The organism is Enterobacter sp. RHBSTW-00901 (genome assembly GCF_014103115.1).
In the GTDB taxonomy this organism is placed as follows: Bacteria; Pseudomonadota; Gammaproteobacteria; order Enterobacterales; family Enterobacteriaceae; genus Enterobacter; species Enterobacter cloacae_P.
The window spans coordinates 1,051,189-1,070,372 of the sequence record NZ_JABXPB010000001.1; the positions used below are offsets into that span (position 1 = coordinate 1,051,189).

Below are 19,184 nucleotides of genomic sequence, written 5' to 3' on the forward strand. Positions count from 1 at the left end.
CACTGAGCAGAATCATCCATAAGATTAGCTAAGAAATCCCTGAATAGTGGTAACGCCTTCTGGCTCCTCAAATCCTGGTAGTTACGGCACCGCAACTTTCGTCACATCCCCCCTCAGCCGGAAAAATAATGTAAACCCTTGTTCCTTTTTTTCATCTGAAACAAAAATAACCGTGCGCAGGAGCGACCTGGTCGGGTAGTCAATAAAAATGATCTAGCGCAATTTTTAAAGCGAAGAATATATCTGATAACATTAACAGCACTTATTTTTTATTATCATGCAGTGAATAGTGAGAACCTCTACCATTTCCATAAAAACGAAAAATAAAATATATAAAATTATATATTTCAATAAATTACAATAAATCCGCCCACATTCCCTTATTGCAAAACTTCAACTTCATTAAATTTTGTAATGTAGCGTAAAATTATCGAAACCAGGAGTTTTCTTAAAGGAATAACCAGCGTATGCTTGTGGATATCGAACACAGGATGTGAATATTCGAGACCATCCGGAGAAAGAGTAAAACGCTATTCTGTTACCCGCTATCGTGCGTAATGGTGATGCGCGATAGGTATTTCCAGCCTGAAGAGCCAGGTTAAGCAGCTGACTTTGCGTCCCACATAAATAAGGATATTAGTATGGCTACCCAAGCGATGATTCAAAAGCTCAATGCACAGATGAACCTTGAGTTCTATGCCTCAAATTTGCACTTGTACCTGAGTGAATGGTGCTCAGAGAACAGTCTCACCGGTACCGCCACCTTCTTCCGCACCCAGGCACAAAGCAATGTCACACATATGATGCGCGTGTTTGATTTTATGAAAGACTCTGGTGCGAATCCCATTGTGAAAGCGCTGGATGTCATGAACGATGATTACTCTTGTCTGGAAGACCTGTTCCAGAAAACACTGGAAGAGTATGAACAACGCTGCGCAACCCTCAGCAAACTGACCGATGAAGCCAAAGCGCAAAAAGACAGTACCACGCTCAATTTCCTGCGTGATATGGACAAAGAGCAACAACAGGATGGTGTACTGCTAAAAACGCTGGCCAACGAAATCCGCAATGCAAAACGCGCCGGATTATGTCCTGAACAAACCGACAAGCACGTGCTCAACGTCGTTAATTACCAGCATCACTGATTCTGCCGCCTGTACCTGTACCCAGGTGCAGGCAGCCCCACGTCCCCCCTCCGCTTTTACTACCAACTCTCTGCTTTTGCTGACTTTTAACAAATCAGATCTTGCTCCCAATGAATAGCCTCACAACATGTAATGATTTATTTAGTTACATAATTATTGACGAGGGAGCATCATGATCACCATTGAGTTTATTGTCATTATTCTCTGCCTGCTGGTTGGTACGCGTTTCGGCGGCATGGGGCTTGGGCTGATAAGCGGTATCGGCCTGTTTATTTTAAGTTTTATTTTTGGCCTGCAACCCGGCAAACCACCGGTTGACGTGATGCTGACCATCCTGGCCGTCATTGGCTGTGCGGCCACCTTACAGACCGCTGGTGGTCTGAATGTGATGATGCAATTCGCAGAACGTCTGCTGCGTAAACATCCTCAACACATTACCCTTCTCGCGCCCTTTACCACCTGGATGCTGACCTTTCTGTGCGGAACAGGGCACGTGGTGTACACCATGTTCCCCATTATTGCGGATATTGCGCTGAAAAAAGGGATCCGCCCGGAACGACCAATGGCCGTGGCGTCGGTAGCGTCGCAAATGGCGATCACTGCCTCCCCGGTTTCGGTTGCCGTCGTGTCACTGGTGTCCATCCTGGGTGCGCAACACGGTATCGGCCACGCGTGGGGGATCCTCGAAATTCTCGCCGTATCGGTTCCTGCCTCGCTATTTGGCGTCGCCATTGCCGCATTGTGGAGTTTGCGCCGGGGTAAAGATCTGGCGGATGACCCGGAGTTTCAGGAAAAGCTGAAAGATCCGAAACAGCGCGAGTTTATCTACGGTGGGGCTGAAACGCTGATGAATCAGCGTTTTCCTAAGCAAGCTTACTGGTCAACCTGGATCTTCTTCGCCGGGATTGCCGTTGTTGTCCTCCTGGGGGCACTGCCTGAGCTGCGCCCTGCCTTCGAGGTGAAAGGCAAAATGACAGCGCTGTCGATGAACCTTGTCATACAGATGATGATGCTCATTGCCGGGGCCATTATGCTGATGTCCTGCCAGGTAAAAGCCTCTGCCATTTCTAACGGAGCGGTGTTTAAAGCGGGGATGGTCGCAATCTTCTCGGTGTTTGGCGTCGCGTGGATGAGTGATACGTTTTTCCAGGCACACCTCGACGAGCTAAAAATGGCGCTGGAAGGCGTGGTGAAAAGTCACCCGTGGACGTATGCCATTGTGCTTTTCCTGGTCTCTAAGCTGGTGAACAGCCAGGCGGCGGCGCTCACCGCTGTTGCGCCAATGGGCTTAATGCTGGGAATCGAACCCAAAATGCTGATCGCCTTCTTCCCCGCGTCTTACGGATACTTTGTGCTGCCAACCTACCCAAGCGACCTGGCCTGCATCGGGTTTGACCGTTCAGGTACGACCCGTATCGGCAAATTTATCATCAACCACAGCTTTATTCTGCCAGGGTTGATTGGCGTGAGCTGCGCGTGTGCGGCCAGCTATCTGCTGGTACAAGCCTTCTTCTGACCCTTCTCCGGGCGACAGAGACTGTCGCCCTTTCACGTTGTCTCAGAAAACCAGGTTCAACGTATCAGCCTGTCTCAGTGAGACTCACCCTGCGGAGTGAATCTCAGCTCAATCAGAGCGATGGCTTTCTGGATCGCGCGAAGCGTAACCGGGTCGGCGGCCGCCGGATGACTGGCGAAATCAATGTTTTTCAGTTGGGTGGACATTTTCTCGCGCACTTCAACGGGTGCGATAACATCTAACACATCAAGAATTTGTTTGATAACCAGCTGGCATGCAACGACGTCAGACACCAGTTCCTGATCGGCGCTCAGGTTTTGTGACATGGACTTTCTCCTCATGTAAAGGCCGCCATAGTAGTAAAACGCACGCCCTTTCATCTCCTTCTCATCGCTGATGGGTACAAAAAAACCTGCCAGTGCAGGTTTTTGTCAGAGCATCATCCCCGCCAGACACGTGATTAACCGACAATTGCACGCACAAACGCGTCGATCTCTTTGTCCTGATTGTTTTCAAAGAAACATTGCTGGAAGCGCAAGCCGGAGACGGCAGTTTTCACCAGCTCAGGATCAATTGCACGCAGGGTGTCCAGATAGTTGTCTTTCACCACCGCCGCTTTCACCTGGTTCAGGATCGCAGCATTACGTACCTGTGGTGCTTTGCGCTCTGGCGGATAGCCCTCACCTTTACGGCCAGTGAAGGCTTTTTCGAAGATAAAACGAACATTCAGTTCAGCTCCCCAGCCAAACCCTTTTGCAAACGGCAGGGAAAGCGCGTTACCGTTGTTAATCTGGGCGAACAGGAAAGCGTCAGCTGGATCAATGCAGTAGCCACAGACAACGCCGGGATGGATGTTCAGAGACATCAGTGCGCCCTGGCCTGTACCACACCCCGTCACAACAAAATCAACCGCTTTAGCGTTCAGCAAAATGCTCGCCATAATCCCCAGATGGACATAGGTAAGCGAGTGATCGTTCTCGTCGCTCATCCCCACGTTATAAACCGGGAAGCCTTTTTCATCGGCTACCGTTTTTAACTCAGCAAGGATGCCGGCATTTTTAGCCGCCTGGCTGTTTTCCATCATCAGTGCAATTTTCATCTTGTCTCTCCCGAGTGCGACGCGGGTCAACCCGTCGTAGATACCTTTTGGCACTCACCTTACTATCAAGAAAACCAACTTTCAAATTAAATGAAATTGCGTTTTAAATAAGAAGAATGTGTTCACAATTCTGTTATGCCTCAACGATCTTCTGGACGTTATTTAAAAGTTAAAAAAATCTGTCATCAGTAGAAACTGTTAGCTAGACTGCAACAAAACACCCTAAAAACCGCCTGGTGAACACCTGTGAATTCGCGCTGCCGGAAGCTTCGCATTCTCTTTTTATTCGGATTAACAGGTCTTCTGCTGATCTGTCCCCCTGCTCTGTGGGCAGCCAAGACCGGAGAACCTGTCCCGGTCTGGATTTATGACGCCAATGATTTTGAATCCTGGCATACACCGCAGGGGGAATTACAGGGGTTCTATCCCGATTTAATTAATGCCATCAATCAAAAAACGGGGATGAATTTACAGCTCAGGCCGCTTTCCGGTGCGGATATCGGTCAACGTTTTGCGCATGATGGCTATGGAGTGTATGCGGGCGTATTACGTACCGAAAAACGAGCCAAAACCAAGATACTCTCGTCACGATTATTTGATAATGAAGTGGTTGCCGCCAGCCTGTCGATGACAGCGGCAACGCCAGAGCAGCTAAGCCATGCCCGTGTGTTGTTCCGTAAAGATGACGCGACGCTCGAAAGCGTGCAACAACGTTATCCCGATCTCAAATTCCGCTCTCTGCGGCTCGTGGACACCAGCGACGAGGCCTTCCGTTTACTGGGTGAACATCAGGCTGATTTTTATATTAATGATGCCACCGAGATGGAAAACACCCAACGCTACTACCTCATTTCGCGACCGTTTCCTGAATTACGTACTCCGGTTGTTCTGGCATTCAGCCCTGAACTCCTGCCCCTGCGTGAACCCATCAACGACATCATTGGCCTCTGGTATCGCAATGGCGAAATGCACAAAATGCTGGAGGAGAGTAAGCGCAATTACCTGCTAAGCCGTATTACGCTGTCGGAAAGTGAACGTGCCTGGATTGCAAATAACCGTCTGCGCATCACCCTGCCTAAAAATGAAAACTTCGCACCGCTAATCTGGCGTGACAGCAAGGGCTACCACGGCACGGCAATGGATATGATTAACGACATGCGTGATTTGTTAGGTATGAAGGTCGATGTCAATTTGGTCGATAATTATTCGAACCTCTCCCGGCAGCAGTGGCCCATCCGGCTGGTTGATATTGCCGACCGGTACAACGAAGAACACACAGAGGGGCGCATTGGCCCGGACATTGCCTGGCATAACGTTTATTACAACCGCATCGACAAGCCATTTTTGTGGGATGAAGAAAGTATCCGAAGCCAGCGTGTAGGCGTGCTGGATGGGTCTTTTGCCGCGAATTATTTACGCCAGCATTTTGGTAGTGATGTGATAATCGTGCCCCACCGCAGCATTGATGGCCTTATTGATGCAATGGAGGACAATAAAATTGATTATATTCTTGGCGATCTCAGTTCGCTGGAATCAACGCTTCGCGGCAACGAGCTGTTTCGTGGGGTGCTGAAAGTGGCGGGCGTCACCCGCTCCGAGTTTGTCATTGGCCCCTGGGTGGAACCGAACCACCCTCTCTTTCATCTGTTTATGCAGATCCATCGGTTGTCCGAATTCCGCACCCAGATTGAACGTCAGGAAGAGCAGAAATGGTTCCCCGATTTAACCAAAAATACGCTGAAAATTATTAGCCTAATTTTACTGATCGTTGCGCTGTTCAGTATCAGCATGCTCATTATGATGCGCCGCCATATGAGGCAAAGCCGGATTGTTAACCGTAATATGGTGCAGGCGCTGGAGAAGGTAAACCGCGCACATGACGACGAAACCGGTAGCCATATTCAGCGCGTTTCCAGATATTGTGAATTAATGGCGCGCCAACTTGGGCTATCACGGCAAATGATCCGTGAGATAGGACATTTCGCTTCCCTGCATGATGTCGGGAAAATCGCCGTGCCGGATCGCATTCTGCGTAAGCAAGGCCCACTGACCGCCGAAGAGTTTGCTGAGATGAAACTCCACACCGTTAAGGGGTGGCGAATCATTCAGGGGCTTGGGCTGGGAGCAGTTGCAGAAAATATTATCCACTTGCACCATGAAAAATGGGACGGTAGCGGTTATCCCGAGGGGCTGCACGGCGAGCAAATCCCGATTGAGGCTCGCATTCTGGCGCTGGCGGATGTGTATGACGCCCTGAGACAAAAACGGGTGTATAAGCCGAGTTTTACCCACGAGCAGGCCTGCGAAGTGATATTTGAGGGCGCTGGCCGTCATTTTGACCCGCAGCTTATTACACTGTTCCGTAAGCATCATCTTGAGTTCAAAACGATTTTTGACAGTCTTGCCGACTAATCCGGCCCGTTGCAAAGAGAAAGGGCAGATTGTCCGGCTATTCCAGGCATTGCGCCGGACGTCTGCGGGTACGATAACGTATTTCCATTCACTCAGAGTGAACTATGAAAAGAGTATTCGTTGTCGGTACGATCCTGCTGCTCGCGGGGTGTAGCATTAACCGCCAGGCAGAGGTAAGCAGTCTGGACGCACCAAACGGGATAGTCCGCCTTGATTACGGCCAGGCGATACTGCAAAACGCCCAATCCGATGGGTATGTTAATAACGGCACTGCAGCAAAAGCGTGTCAGACCATGGGATATGCCACCGCCTCCGCCTACGGTCAGCCCATTAAAACCTGTACCCTTATTAGCGGGTCTGTGTGTCTGAACGAGACCGTGACTATCCAGTACAAATGCATGGGATATGCCGTTAACCCTAACGCCAAAAATCCGTGGTATTAATCAGCGCTGCCAGTCCTTACTGGCAGTGTATTTAACTAAGAACAAAAATAATTCGCATTAATAAATATAAAAATTGCCAATGCGTTTTATTCCCATTCGTATTTTTAAATAAGCATCTATTTATTTTACTTTTTGCAAATAATTCAATAACAAATTATAGTATCGCTCATCATAAACCAGAAATAATACACCGGAGCTTCACCATGCTGAAAACGGAAATGATCGACAAGCTCAATGCACAAATGAACCTCGAACTTTTTTCATCTCTGCTCTACCAGCAGATGAGCGCCTGGTGCAGCTATCACAGTTTTGAAGGTGCAGCCGCGTTTCTGCGTCGTCACGCCCAGGAAGAGATGACGCACATGCAGCGTCTGTTTGCTTATCTGACCGATACGGGCAGCCTGCCGCGCATCGAAACCGTAGCGTCACCATTTGCTGAATACGGTTCGCTCGATGAACTGTTCCGCGCCACCTACGAGCACGAGCAGCTGATCACCCAGAAAATTAACGAGCTGGTTCATGCCGCAATGACCAGCCAGGATTATCCGACCTTTAATTTCCTGCAGTGGTATGTTGCTGAGCAACACGAAGAAGAAAAACTGTTTAAATCCGTACTGGACAAACTCTCTCTGGCCGGTAAATCAGGTGAGGGTCTTTACTTTATCGATAAAGAACTTTCTACCCTCGACACCCAGAATTAATTCCCTCACGGTGCTGATCCTTCAGCACCGTTTTATTTTAATGGCGGCAGATTTTACTTTCGTGCGTCGAAAAACCGTCCGTCGCCGGAATAAATTTTCCGCGCGCCGCCAGAAATGCCACCAGCTCCACCGCAGTCATATCTGCAGCTGAACAGGTATGAAAACGCGCCGTTTCACCAAAGCGTGCATGAATAGCCTCAACCAGACTGCGTTCCGTGTATTGCTCGCCCGACTCAATCATCATATTGAGCACGTCGTGTCCATGAATTGACATTGTCATCCCCTCTGAAAAAACAAGCAGACTAAACGCTCGTCCCGAAGCACGCTTTGCGCTGGCGCAGGTTTATCTCTCCCCAATCGCCAAAGATTCGTAAACAATTAATTACACCAGTTGTAACGGTGATTTGACGAGGTATGACTTTTCCCTTACTCTGCGCCGCAGATTTTGTCGCGGTTGAGAGTCGTTGTAGAGGAAAGCGTGAAAAACAGAACACTGGGAAGTATTTTTATCGTCGCCGGAACGACGATTGGCGCAGGAATGCTGGCAATGCCGTTGGCGGCCGCAGGCGTCGGATTTGGTGTGACATTGCTGCTGCTCGGCACGCTCTGGGCTTTGATGTGCTATACCGCACTGCTTCTGCTCGAAGTTTATCAGCACGTGCCTGCCGATACCGGATTGGGTTCACTTGCCGCGCGCTATCTGGGGCGCTACGGCCAGTGGGTCACCGGCTTTAGCATGATGTTCCTGATGTACGCTCTGACCGCAGCCTATATCAGCGGAGCCGGGGAATTGATCGCCTCCAGCGTCAACGACTGGTTCGGCTCTGACATCACACCGGCGACGGGTGCCATCTTCTTTGCGCTCATTGGCGGTGGCGTGGTCTGTGTCGGCACCTCGCTGGTCGACCTGTTTAACCGTTTTCTGTTCAGTGCCAAAATTCTCTTTCTGATTGTCATGCTGGTTCTGCTGGCACCACATGTTCACAAAATTAACCTGCTGACGCTGCCGCTGGAAAAAGGACTGGCGCTCTCCGCCATTCCGGTGATTTTCACCTCATTTGGTTTCCACGGTAGCGTGCCGAGCATTGTCAGCTATATGAATGGCGACATTCGCAAACTTCGCCGCGTCTTTGTCATCGGGAGTGCCATTCCACTGATTGCCTATATTTTCTGGCAACTGGTGACGCTGGGCAGTATTGACGCGTCGACCTTCACTGGCCTGATGGCGGAACACGCCGGTCTGAATGGTTTCCTGCTGGCACTGCGTGAGGTAGTGACCTCTCCGCACGTTGAGCTGGCGGTGCATCTGTTTGCCGACCTGGCGCTGGCGACCTCGTTCCTGGGCGTGGCACTCGGTCTGTTTGATTATCTGGCCGATCTGTTCCAGCGTCGCAATACCGTCACCGGACGTTTACAGACGGGTGCCATCACCTTCCTGCCTCCGCTGGCCTTTGCACTGTTTTATCCGCGTGGGTTTGTGATGGCGCTGGGATATGCGGGCGTGGCGTTATCCGTCCTTGCCCTGCTGCTCCCTTCCCTGCTGGCATGGAAGAGTCGCCAACAGCATCCTCAACAAGGGTATCGCGTTGCCGGCGGGAAACCTCTGCTGTGTATAGTATTTGGCTGTGGGGTCGTGGTTATTCTGGTGCAGATGTTAATTGCGGCAGGGATGTTACCGGAAGTGGGTTAAGGAAAAGGGGCTATCAGTAGCCCCTTTTTTATCAGTGCAAGCAACAGCTCTTAAATTTCTTTCCGCTGCCGCACGGACACGGATCGTTACGCCCGACCTTCGTTCCATTAACAACTGGCTTTTTCGCTTCCGGCTGCTGCGGGTTAGCCACCCAGTAGTTATACAAACGCAGTGCCGCAGGCTGGATGCTCTCGATACTGGCTTTGTATTCCTCTTCGGTCAGTTCATCCAGCTTCTCGCCGTTCCCCTCTGTACCGTGCAGCGCAATAGCGTCCAGGTCGGCCTTCAGTTCTTCCGGCAATGCTGACCAGTCTGTCAGTGCCACGCCGCGCATGTAGCCATAGCACCACTCTTCAACGACGGTGTAACTCTGACCGTCAACGTCGTTATAACCAAACATCGGCTCAAACTGTTCCGGGTATTCGCTCAGGCGCTCAGCAATATCGTTCATATGCTTAAAGCAGAGATCGATAAAACGGTTCATTTCACGTTCGTTCTTCCAGCGTGGAATGTACTTTTCGCCACCCCATACCGCCACCAGCCAGGCATCTGGCTCAACCACAACGGGGCCGGAAAGCACTGCAGTAAGCATGCCGTCGAGTTCGGACACGTCAATCACGGACGCATCGTCATGACCGTAGGACATTAACGTCTCTTCCAGCCACTCCATTTCACTTTCATTTAACGGGCCTTCAGTCATTGCTGACACTCCTGATAAAAAAGGAAAGATCCTGACACATATCGCCGCCTGTGCCTATCTGAAGTTTAGGTCTTTATTGCTGCAAAAACGTGCAAATCGTGACCCTTGCACAACTTATGGGCTTTATTGTTAATGAGATGTGATCTCCGCTGTAATTTCAGGCCGTTCCGCAAGGCTGCATAAAACGGCGCTCTATACTCAAACATGTCGCAACCCAGTCAATGGGTTAGCCATTCTGGCAACCATTTTGCTTAATGTTCTGTGCGCTTCACCGCGCAAGGAAACCTCGCCGTATTAAGCAGGATGTTGTCTGGAGCTCGTTATTTTGTTCTCGCTCTTGCTTCTGGATTGGCTGCACCGCCGGACGTTCGGATTTTTACCGTGGTGCAAAAACCTCTTTGCTAAGGAACATAATGATGTCGCTGAAACTTATCAGAAGTCCTCTTTCTCTTGTATTGGCCGGTTGTCTGGCCACGGCATTTTCCGCCCAGGCCGATATTGTGATTGGTGTGGCCGGGCCGTTTACTGGCCCCAATGCCACCTATGGCGATCAATACTGGCACGGCGCAACGCAGGCCGCTGAAGACATTAACGCCGCAGGAGGGATCAACGGTGAAAAGATTAAACTGGTTCAGGGGGATGATGCCTGCGAGCCTAAACAAGCCGTCGCGGTCGCCAACCGTCTGGTCGACCAGGAAAAAGTCAACGCGGTTGTCGGCCATTTCTGCTCCTCATCCACCATGCCCGCCTCTGAGGTGTATAGCGATGCGGGCATTATTACCATCACCCCCGGCTCAACCAACCCACTGATCACCGAACGTGGCATGAGCGATATGTTCCGCATGTGTGGCCGCGATGATCAGCAGGGCCAGGTCGCCAGTGATTTCATCATCGACAAGCTGAAAGCCAAACGCGTGGTGATCATCCACGATAAAGACACGTACGGCCAGGGTCTGGCGGATGCCACCAAAGCCGCGCTGGCAAAACGCGGTGTCCAGGATGTGATGTACGAGGGGTTATCACGCGGGGAAAAAGACTTTAACGCGCTGGTCACTAAAATTGGGGCGCAAAAGCCGGACGTGGTGTTCTTCGGCGGCTGTCACCCGGAGGCAGGCCCACTGGTTCGCCAGATGCGCGAACAGGGCGTGCAGGCGAAGTTCTTCTCCGGTGACTGTATTGTCAACGAAGAGATGGTGACCGCGGCGGGCGGCCCGCAATACACCAACGGTATCTATATGACCTTTGGTAAAGATCCGCGACTGATCCCGGACGGTAAGGCCGTTATCGAGAAATTCCGCGCGGGTAAATTCGAACCGGAAGGTTATACCCTCTACTCCTACGCTTCAGTTCAGGCGATTGCTGCCGCCTTTAAGGCCACGGGTGGCAAGGACTCGGCCAAAGCCAGCGAATGGCTGAAAGCCAATTCCGTCGATACGGTGATGGGCAAAAAAGCCTGGGACGGCAAAGGTGACCTGAAAGTCTCTGACTACGTGGTGTATCAGTGGGACGACAAAGGGAAATATAAGGAAGTGCAGTAACGGGACGGAGTCACGCTCAACGTCGGCAGGTTCGCCTGTCGACGCGTAATAAACACCGGGCTGCGCGCAAGGCGCGGCCTCAGAACACGAGCGCGCGATGATGAGTACATTCTTCCTGCAACAGTTAGTCAATGGCTTAACGCTGGGTTCCGTCTACGGATTAATCGCCATCGGCTATACGATGGTGTATGGCATCATTGGTATGATTAATTTCGCCCACGGCGAAGTGTATATGATCTCCGCCTATCTCTGTGCCATTGGCCTGGCGCTGCTGTCATTCTTCGGCCTGCAGTCATTCCCCCTGCTGATCCTCGGCACGCTGGTCTTCACCATTGTGGTAACCGGTGTCTACGGCTGGACTATCGAGCGCATTGCCTACAAACCGCTACGTAACTCCACCCGTCTTGCCCCGCTAATCTCCGCCATTGGGATGTCGCTTATCCTGCAAAACTATGCGCAGTTAAGCCAGGGGCCGCGCCAGCAAGGGGTGCCTACCATGCTGGATGGTGTATTCCGCGTGCATCTGGGTGAAGGTTTTGTCCAGATAACCTACACCAAAATTTTTATTCTGGTCGCCTCGTTCGCGGGAATGCTGCTGCTCACCTGGATAATCAGCAATACCCGCCTTGGACGGATGTGTCGGGCGGTACAGCAGGATCGCAAAATGGCCTCCATTCTGGGCATTAACACCGACAGGATTATTTCCCTGGTGTTTGTCATCGGTGCGGCGATGGCCGGACTGGCGGGTGTGTTAATCACCATGAACTACGGCACCTTTGATTTTTATGTCGGGTTTGTCATTGGCATCAAGGCCTTTACGGCGGCGGTGCTCGGCGGCATTGGCTCCCTGCCAGGCGCGATGCTCGGCGGGCTGATTCTGGGCGTAGCAGAAGCACAATTCTCCGGCATGGTGAACTCGGATTATAAAGATGTGTTCTCGTTTGGATTACTGGTCATGATCCTGATTTTCCGTCCCCAGGGGCTGCTTGGTCGGCCCATCGTGGCCAAAGTGTGAGGGAGAAAGCAATGAGATCACGCGCGGTTTCGACTGATGGTTTCTCTCTTAAACGCTGCATTCTGGACGCCATTTTTTCCGGGCTGGTTGCATTGATTATTTTCGGCCCTATCGCAGGCGTGGTGCTGGACGGATACAGCTTTAACTTTGCCGGGCAGCGGCTGGCGTGGATGGTCGGCATCGTTATGCTGGGGCGTTTTCTGCTGAGCGCCTTTTTAGGTACTCCCGCTGGCGCACGCTTCCAGGCACGTTTTGACGCTGACAGCGCGGGCGTTTATGTCCGGCCACCGGAATACAAGAGCCGCATGCGCTGGATAATCCCCCTGATCATCGCGCTGGCGATCTGTTTTCCCTTTGTCGCCACCAAATATGTGCTGACGGTTGCCATTCTCGGGCTGATCTATGTTCTTCTTGGTCTGGGACTGAATATCGTTGTGGGTCTGGCGGGGTTATTGGATCTGGGTTATGTCGCCTTTTATGCCATTGGCGCGTACGGCCTGGCGCTGGGGTATCAGTATCTGGGATTAGGGTTCTGGAGCATGTTGCCGCTGGCGGCGCTGATGGCCGCCGCCGCGGGTGCCTTGCTTGGTTTCCCGGTGCTGCGTATGCATGGTGACTATCTGGCTATTGTGACGCTCGGGTTCGGAGAAATTATCCGCCTGATCCTGAACAACTGGCTGGCCTTTACCGGCGGCCCTAACGGCGTCTCGGCTCCTCCTCCCACCTTCTTCGGTCTCGAGTTTGGCCGGCGCGCTAAAGAAGGCGGCGTGCCGTTTCACGAATTTTTCCACCTGACATATAACCCGAACATGAAGTTTATCTTTATCTACGCGGTACTGTTTCTGGTGGTGCTGCTGGTGCTTTACATCAAGCACCGTCTGACGCGCATGCCGATTGGCCGGGCATGGGAGGCACTACGGGAAGATGAAATTGCCTGTCGTTCAATGGGGTTAAATCATGTTCTGGTCAAGCTCTCAGCCTTTACGCTGGGCGCATCAACGGCCGGGATTGCAGGCGTATTCTTCGCCACCTGGCAGGGGTTTGTGAACCCGACCTCGTTCACCTTTTTTGAATCCGCACTGATCCTCGCCATCGTGGTGCTGGGCGGGATGGGGTCAACGCTGGGCGTCGTGCTGGCAGCCTTTGTGCTTACCGTCACACCGGAACTTCTGCGTAGCTTTGCAGAGTACCGCGTCTTGCTGTTTGGCATGTTGATGGTGGTGATGATGATCTGGCGTCCACGCGGATTGATCCGCATTAACCGCAGCGGGTTTGCCGTGCGTAAGGGTGTTGCACCATGAACGGAACGATATTATGCGTTGAACACCTGATGATGCATTTTGGCGGTATTAAGGCATTAAACGACGTCAATCTTGAGGTGCAGCGTGGATCGATTACGGCGCTTATTGGCCCAAACGGTGCGGGAAAAACGACCGTGTTTAACTGCCTGACCGGCTTCTATAAAGCGTCTGGCGGCAGCATATTATTCAATACGCGAAGTCAAACCACCAACGTCATTCAGGTGCTTGGACAAAAATTCCAGTCAGGCGACTGGGTAAACCCGGCGCAGTTCGGGAAACGTCTTTTCTACAAAATGTTCGGCGGTACCCATCTTGTGAATCGCGCGGGGCTTGCGCGCACCTTCCAGAACATCCGCCTTTTTCGCGAAATGTCGGTCGTTGAAAATCTGCTGGTCGCGCAGCATATGCGCGTTAATCGTAATCTGCTGGCCGGTGTGCTGAATACACCGGCTTACCGGCGGGCGGAAAGTGATGCACTGGACAGGGCATTTTACTGGCTGGAGGTGGTGGATCTGGTGGATTGCGCGAATCGTCTGGCGGGAGAGATGTCGTATGGCCAACAGCGGCGTCTGGAGATCGCGCGGGCGATGTGCACCGGGCCGGAGATGATCTGTCTGGATGAACCCGCCGCCGGGCTGAACCCGGTTGAAACGCGTAAGCTGAGTAACATCATCCGTTTTCTGCGCGACCACCACGACATCACGGTATTACTGATTGAGCATGATATGGGAATGGTGATGGAGATTTCGGACAATATTATCGTGCTCGACCACGGTGACGTCATTGCCCAGGGCAAGCCAGAGCAGATCCAGCATGATGAAAAAGTGATTGCCGCCTATCTGGGTACCGATGAAAGCGAGGTCAATTTATGAGTGAACCGATGCTGGCATTTCGTGACGTGGATGTGTTCTACGGCGTGATCCAGGCGTTGAAGCAGGTCTCCCTGGAAGTTAATAAAGGCGAAACCGTGGCGCTGATTGGTGCTAACGGTGCGGGCAAATCGACATTACTGAAGTCTATTTTTGGGCAACCCCGTATCCGTAGCGGGCAGATCCTTTTTTGCGGGGAGGATATCAGCCATAAATCCACCCACTATGTCGCTTCCGGCGGCATCGCGCAGGCTCCTGAAGGTCGGCGTATTTTCCCGGATATGACCGTTGAAGAGAATCTGCTGATGGGAACCATCCCAATCGGGGACCAGCATGCCACCAGTGATATGCAAAGTATGTTCGACCTGTTCCCGCGTCTCAAAGAGCGTCGCAAACAGCGCGCCATGACCATGTCCGGCGGAGAGCAACAAATGCTGGCGATCGCCCGTGCATTAATGGGCCGCCCGAAGCTGCTGTTGCTGGATGAACCCAGCCTGGGCCTGGCTCCGATTGTAGTGAAACAGATCTTCCAGACGCTGCGTGAGCTGGCCCGCAATGGAATGACCATTTTTCTGGTGGAGCAGAATGCGCACCACGCGCTGAAGCTGTCCAATCGTGGGTATGTCATGGTGAACGGTCAGATTCGACTGAGTGGCAGCGGCGAAGAACTACTGGGAAATCAGGAGGTGAGGAAAGCGTATCTGGGAGGGGTTTAATTGCGAAGCTGAAACCCTGCAGCGTAAAATAAATCACCAGGCAATCTCAGTAAGTCACTCTCTGTAATATGAGATTCTTTTTGAACACTGTTCTTTTAGTATGTGATGTTTTATGTCACCTGTCGCAGATCTTCATAAGACAGATTAAAAATAATGAAATTAGTTTTCGTTCTCACTTCACTGTGCATCATTAAACTTCTTCGTATCTATGCAATTATGAATTATTAGCACAGTTAATGAATTTATTCTGATATCTATTATGCAAGAAGAGTATCAAGAAAGTAGCCCGCAAATTTGAACTGTAATATTACACCATGCATTTATTCATATGGAATTGATAAGAAAAATGAGTGCAAATCCATAGATAAATGGTATACTACATGCAACATTCAGCAAAATCATTTAGATAGTTCATTCACTACATTCTGATATAACTATAAATACTTACGGAATTGCTTATGGATTACGAAAGAGAATTTGACCCGCAAGAGTTACTAATGGGAAATGGTGAGGAAAATAGTATAATCCTGCCAGCAGCTTTTATCCACAAGCTATCAGAGTCTCGATCACTTAAGATGGTTTTGGACACTTTCTCAGAATGGGTCAATATCTTATTCTATGCTGACAGAGTCAGTTTAACGCTCTACAATAACCAAAAGCATTTAGAACTGTATTCTATTTCTGGTAATCAGGCAATACCTCTTGACTTCAAAGTTCCAATCGACCAATCATTTGTTGGCAGAGCCTTTACAAAAAGAAAATTAATGATTTGTGATAATCTGTCAAAATCCCAGGAGATCGATTGTAAAATGCTCTTCGCTAATGGTATTCAAACGTGCATGGATGCCCCTCTTCTGGTTTCAAATAAATGTATTGGAACCCTGAATGTAGGCCATTTAAATAAGCACTATTATACTAAGTCTCAAGCGTTGAAGCTGCAGTGTCTGGCAAACTGGATCGCTCTAAACATCTCCTTGCATTTGCAGGTAATGGAAATGGATAAACTTGCTTCAACAGACTATTTAACAGGCGTACCCAACCGCCGTGAGTTTAATAAATTCATTAGCGAGAAAATACATCATTACAACAAAGATAGAGAAGCTTTTTTCTTTGGCATACTGGATATTGATCATTTCAAAAAGCTAAATGATTATTATGAGCATGCCGCTGGCGATGTTATACTCAGAACAATATCTCTGGAGATAACATCCACCATTCCTTCTGGATATTTCTTCGCCCGCATTGGAGGTGAAGAATTTGCTCTGGCAACCTCATCAAATTTATCTCAAAATTCGGCTTACACATTCTACAACTCAATACGTGAACTCATAAAAAATATAACTATAAAATATTTCGATGAAACTATAACATGTACTGCCAGTATTGGTTTCACCGCAATTCATGAGGGCGACGTTCAAATTGAGGATATTTATGCAAGAGCCGACAAAGCCCTTTACAATGCAAAAAATTCGGGAAGAAACATTGTTAAATTTTCAACATAGCCACCTGATTTATAGAATAATAAGTGTAAAAGCCTGCCGATAATTTTATCTTTCGTTTTTAAATCTTTAATAAAATTTCTCCCGGATATCATAGCCCGTTTACTGAGCACCTGATTATGTCGATTGAAGCCGGGGCTGTGCGCAATCTCTTCTGTCAAAATATTTGTCTGAGAAATAACCCTGGCTTCCATCGACTCACTTCGCGGGAGAATGATGCTGGACGATGTTTTGCCTGCCTGACGGACTCGCACGAAATAACCAGAGTGGAGATTGTGCCCCGTGAGCGCTGGATGTGGATTTCAGGCACAAAAAAACCACCTTTCGGCGGTTTCACGACACGGCTTATCATTGATTTTATTCTTTGTTTCCCATGGTAGCTGGAGTGGGACTTGAACCCACACAGTGCGAAGGCCGAGGGATTTTAAACACAATGCCAGTCACCTTAAGTGACTGGCATTAGCCGTAAGGCCTCTTTTTCTATCCAGCGTTAACGTCGTTAAATAAAACTGTCGTCATCATTGCTGTAGTCGTCATCTGCATCGTCGTTCTGCCAGGTGTCGTTATTATTGCCGAACGGATCATCCTGGTTGAGGAAACGGGTGTCAGAGACATTATTAAAGTCGCCGTACTGATTACCGACAAACGGCTCACCACCGGCGGGTGTTGTCGGTTCTTCGATGATGTTCACGATCTCTTCCGGCCGCGACTGATGGAACATACTGGTCAGCATCTCGGCCAGCACGACGCCACCGGCCACGCCAGCGGCTGTCTGGAGCGCGCCTGCCATAAAACCGCCGCCGCGAGGAGCCAAAGCCGGCGCTGACGCCCGTGAATAATCCTGCGCCGGTGGCTGTTGCGGCTGGGCATTCCAGCTGTTGTCCGGCTGCGGGTTGCTTTTCCCACCACCAAACAGGCCGCCGAGGAAACTGCCGCCCGTCGAGGGTTTGCTTTTTTGCGCGGCTAATTCGCTTTCAAGCTCCTGAACCCGGGCCTGCAGGCGTTTCAGCGCCGCTTCCTGAATCAAAATCGATTGCGCCATATAGTAGGGGGCCGCAGGCTGCTGTCTGACGAATTCCGCGATCTGACGCTCTGCATCTGCATCCCGTTGGCTGTTTTGTTGTCCGGTCTGTTTCAGACGTTCGAAAAGGCCGTTGATAAGCTGTTGTTCTTCATATTGCATGACAATAACCTTCCGCTCTCCAGGGTGGATACCATCTAGTTTATCAGCGGCGACAACCTGTGTCTGACGAGCAAAAGGTTTGTTTAAGATTGGTTGCAAGTTAGCTGAAACTCGCTCTGCTTTCGGGGCGAAAAAAATCCAAATACCCTTTTAAATACAATGCCAGTCACCTTAAGTGACTGACATTACACCTATTGGTGGGATGAAAAGCAGGTAACCATTTTTCACAGTTGCAATAGCGCCCAGACTGGAGGCACAAAAAAACCACCTTTCGGTGGTTTCACGACACTGCTTATCATTGATTTTATTCTTTGTTTCCCATGGTAGCCGGAGTGGGACTTGAACCCACACAGCGCGAACGCCGAGGGATTTTAAATCCCTTGTGTCTACCGATTCCACCATCCGGCCAGGGAAGAAAGTGGAGGCGCGTTCCGGAGTCGAACCGGACTAGACGGATTTGCAATCCGCTACATAACCGCTTTGCTAACGCGCCTTAAATCTTTTGTCTTTCGACCAGCACCCGCAATTGCCGATGCATTTAATCTGGAGCGGGAAACGAGACTCGAACTCGCGACCCCGACCTTGGCAAGGTCGTGCTCTACCAACTGAGCTATTCCCGCATGTCATCAAGTTAACAGCTAACCACTTGATTTCATTATCGTCCGGCTAACTGTGCCGCCGTTCGATGCGTTGCATTCTACTGATATGACGTTTTGAGTCAACGTTATTTTTTACATCCCTGGATCGTTTGCTGAAATTTACGGCGAAACGATCACTGTTCAAGCAAATCTCCGCGCGCAGCGTTCAAATATTGCAGCATGGACCACAGCGTCAGCACTGCGGCAACCCACAGCAAACCAATACCCGCCCACTCAACCCAGGCATTTGGACGCCACAGCATCCAGACCAGAGCCGCCATCTGCGCGGTTGTTTTAACTTTACCGATCCAGGATACCGCCACGCTGCTGCGTTTACCCAGCTCCGCCATCCACTCACGCAGGGCAGAGATGATTATCTCACGGCCAATCATGGTTGCCGCAGGCAGCGTCACCCACCAGGTATGATAATGCTCAGCCACCAGCACCATCGCGATAGCGACCATCACTTTATCGGCCACTGGATCAAGGAACGCCCCAAAGCGGGTGCTTTGATTCCAGCGACGCGCCAGATAACCATCAAACCAGTCGGTGACGGCGGCAACCAGGAAAATCAGCGCACAGGCAAAGGGAGCCCAGACAACCGGCAGATAAAATGCCAGTACAAAGAATGGGATGAGCACGACGCGAAAGAGAGTGAGCAACGTAGGGATATTAAATCGCATAATGACGGTAACTGTCTGTTGTCAGTAAAATTTAGC

The 19,184-nt window shown here is 50.4% G+C and carries 18 protein-coding genes and 3 tRNA genes; 12 read left to right on the forward strand and 9 right to left on the reverse strand.

Annotated elements, in window-relative coordinates; all coding sequences use genetic code 11:
• The first annotated feature begins 641 nt into the window (after positions 1 to 641).
• On the forward strand, positions 642 to 1,145 hold the full coding sequence (locus HV318_RS05165; RefSeq protein ID WP_182271858.1) for a non-heme ferritin-like protein: 504 nt from the start codon (positions 642 to 644) through the stop codon (positions 1,143 to 1,145).
• Between the two features lie 172 nt (positions 1,146 to 1,317).
• Positions 1,318 to 2,661: an anaerobic C4-dicarboxylate transporter gene (locus tag HV318_RS05170; protein WP_182271859.1), complete on the forward strand. Its 1,344-nt coding sequence runs from the start codon at positions 1,318 to 1,320 to the stop codon at positions 2,659 to 2,661.
• A gap of 74 nt (positions 2,662 to 2,735) precedes the next feature.
• Here the strand turns inward: HV318_RS05170 and HV318_RS05175 are convergent, their stop codons facing one another.
• Both HV318_RS05175 and HV318_RS05180 read right to left on the reverse strand, forming a co-directional pair.
• Positions 2,736 to 2,987, reverse strand: coding sequence for a DUF2766 family protein (locus HV318_RS05175; RefSeq protein ID WP_008500405.1), 252 nt, complete (start codon positions 2,985 to 2,987; stop codon positions 2,736 to 2,738).
• Positions 2,988 to 3,121: 134 nt separating this feature from the next.
• The gene (locus HV318_RS05180; RefSeq protein WP_182271860.1) at positions 3,122 to 3,760 is read right to left on the reverse strand and encodes an RpiB/LacA/LacB family sugar-phosphate isomerase; all 639 of its coding nucleotides are present in this window, start codon (positions 3,758 to 3,760) and stop codon (positions 3,122 to 3,124) included.
• Positions 3,761 to 4,006: 246 nt separating this feature from the next.
• Between HV318_RS05180 and HV318_RS05185 the strand changes: the two genes are divergently transcribed.
• The 3 genes from HV318_RS05185 to ftnA all read left to right on the forward strand — a co-directional run bounded on the left by HV318_RS05185 (position 4,007) and on the right by ftnA (position 7,316).
• Entirely contained in the window at positions 4,007 to 6,172 is a 2,166-nt protein-coding gene (locus HV318_RS05185) for an HD domain-containing phosphohydrolase (RefSeq protein WP_182271861.1), read from the forward strand.
• A 104-nt stretch (positions 6,173 to 6,276) separates the two neighbouring features.
• Complete coding sequence (yecR, locus tag HV318_RS05190; protein WP_182271862.1) at positions 6,277 to 6,615, forward strand: YecR family lipoprotein; 339 nt, start codon at positions 6,277 to 6,279, stop codon at positions 6,613 to 6,615.
• A gap of 203 nt (positions 6,616 to 6,818) precedes the next feature.
• On the forward strand, positions 6,819 to 7,316 hold the full coding sequence (ftnA, locus tag HV318_RS05195; RefSeq protein WP_182271863.1) for a non-heme ferritin: 498 nt from the start codon (positions 6,819 to 6,821) through the stop codon (positions 7,314 to 7,316).
• Positions 7,317 to 7,353: 37 nt separating this feature from the next.
• Here the strand turns inward: ftnA and HV318_RS05200 are convergent, their stop codons facing one another.
• The gene (locus HV318_RS05200) at positions 7,354 to 7,590 is read right to left on the reverse strand and encodes a YecH family metal-binding protein (RefSeq protein ID WP_182271864.1); all 237 of its coding nucleotides are present in this window, start codon (positions 7,588 to 7,590) and stop codon (positions 7,354 to 7,356) included.
• Between the two features lie 204 nt (positions 7,591 to 7,794).
• Between HV318_RS05200 and tyrP the strand changes: the two genes are divergently transcribed.
• Positions 7,795 to 9,006, forward strand: a complete 1,212-nt coding sequence (gene tyrP / locus HV318_RS05205; protein WP_182271865.1) for a tyrosine transporter TyrP — start codon at positions 7,795 to 7,797, stop codon at positions 9,004 to 9,006.
• A gap of 31 nt (positions 9,007 to 9,037) precedes the next feature.
• Here the strand turns inward: tyrP and HV318_RS05210 are convergent, their stop codons facing one another.
• On the reverse strand, positions 9,038 to 9,706 hold the full coding sequence (locus HV318_RS05210; protein WP_182271866.1) for a YecA/YgfB family protein: 669 nt from the start codon (positions 9,704 to 9,706) through the stop codon (positions 9,038 to 9,040).
• A gap of 416 nt (positions 9,707 to 10,122) precedes the next feature.
• Here HV318_RS05210 and HV318_RS05215 point away from each other — a divergent pair, with 416 nt between their 5' ends.
• The 6 genes from HV318_RS05215 (at position 10,123) to HV318_RS05240 (ending at position 16,647) form a co-directional block, all read left to right on the forward strand.
• Complete coding sequence (locus HV318_RS05215) at positions 10,123 to 11,244, forward strand: branched-chain amino acid ABC transporter substrate-binding protein (protein WP_182274533.1); 1,122 nt, start codon at positions 10,123 to 10,125, stop codon at positions 11,242 to 11,244.
• Between the two features lie 100 nt (positions 11,245 to 11,344).
• Positions 11,345 to 12,259, forward strand: coding sequence for an ABC transporter permease subunit (locus HV318_RS05220; RefSeq protein WP_182274534.1), 915 nt, complete (start codon positions 11,345 to 11,347; stop codon positions 12,257 to 12,259).
• Positions 12,260 to 12,270: 11 nt separating this feature from the next.
• Positions 12,271 to 13,560 (forward strand): high-affinity branched-chain amino acid ABC transporter permease LivM, encoded by a 1,290-nt coding sequence (locus tag HV318_RS05225; protein ID WP_182271867.1) that lies wholly within the window; start codon positions 12,271 to 12,273, stop codon positions 13,558 to 13,560.
• Entirely contained in the window at positions 13,557 to 14,432 is an 876-nt protein-coding gene (locus tag HV318_RS05230; protein ID WP_182271868.1) for an ABC transporter ATP-binding protein, read from the forward strand. Before HV318_RS05225 ends, HV318_RS05230 begins: the two co-directional genes overlap by 4 nt.
• The gene (locus HV318_RS05235; RefSeq protein WP_182271869.1) at positions 14,429 to 15,145 is read left to right on the forward strand and encodes an ABC transporter ATP-binding protein; all 717 of its coding nucleotides are present in this window, start codon (positions 14,429 to 14,431) and stop codon (positions 15,143 to 15,145) included. The genes HV318_RS05230 and HV318_RS05235 overlap by 4 nt, the downstream gene beginning before the upstream one ends.
• 458 nt (positions 15,146 to 15,603) lie before the next feature.
• Positions 15,604 to 16,647 carry a sensor domain-containing diguanylate cyclase gene (locus HV318_RS05240; RefSeq protein WP_182271870.1) on the forward strand — a complete coding sequence of 348 codons (1,044 nt, stop codon included), beginning with the start codon at positions 15,604 to 15,606 and terminating at the stop codon, positions 16,645 to 16,647.
• A gap of 496 nt (positions 16,648 to 17,143) precedes the next feature.
• Here the strand turns inward: HV318_RS05240 and HV318_RS05245 are convergent, their stop codons facing one another.
• The 5 genes from HV318_RS05245 to pgsA all read right to left on the reverse strand — a co-directional run bounded on the left by HV318_RS05245 (position 17,144) and on the right by pgsA (position 19,148).
• On the reverse strand, positions 17,144 to 17,827 hold the full coding sequence (locus HV318_RS05245; protein WP_182271871.1) for a DUF2076 domain-containing protein: 684 nt from the start codon (positions 17,825 to 17,827) through the stop codon (positions 17,144 to 17,146).
• 321 nt (positions 17,828 to 18,148) lie between these two features.
• Positions 18,149 to 18,235 (reverse strand) — tRNA-Leu (locus HV318_RS05250).
• Positions 18,236 to 18,246: 11 nt separating this feature from the next.
• A tRNA-Cys gene (locus tag HV318_RS05255) sits at positions 18,247 to 18,320 on the reverse strand.
• Positions 18,321 to 18,371: 51 nt separating this feature from the next.
• Positions 18,372 to 18,447 (reverse strand) — tRNA-Gly (locus tag HV318_RS05260).
• Between the two features lie 152 nt (positions 18,448 to 18,599).
• The gene (pgsA, locus tag HV318_RS05265) at positions 18,600 to 19,148 is read right to left on the reverse strand and encodes a CDP-diacylglycerol--glycerol-3-phosphate 3-phosphatidyltransferase (RefSeq protein WP_006176115.1); all 549 of its coding nucleotides are present in this window, start codon (positions 19,146 to 19,148) and stop codon (positions 18,600 to 18,602) included.
• Between the last annotated feature and the right edge of the window lie 36 nt (positions 19,149 to 19,184).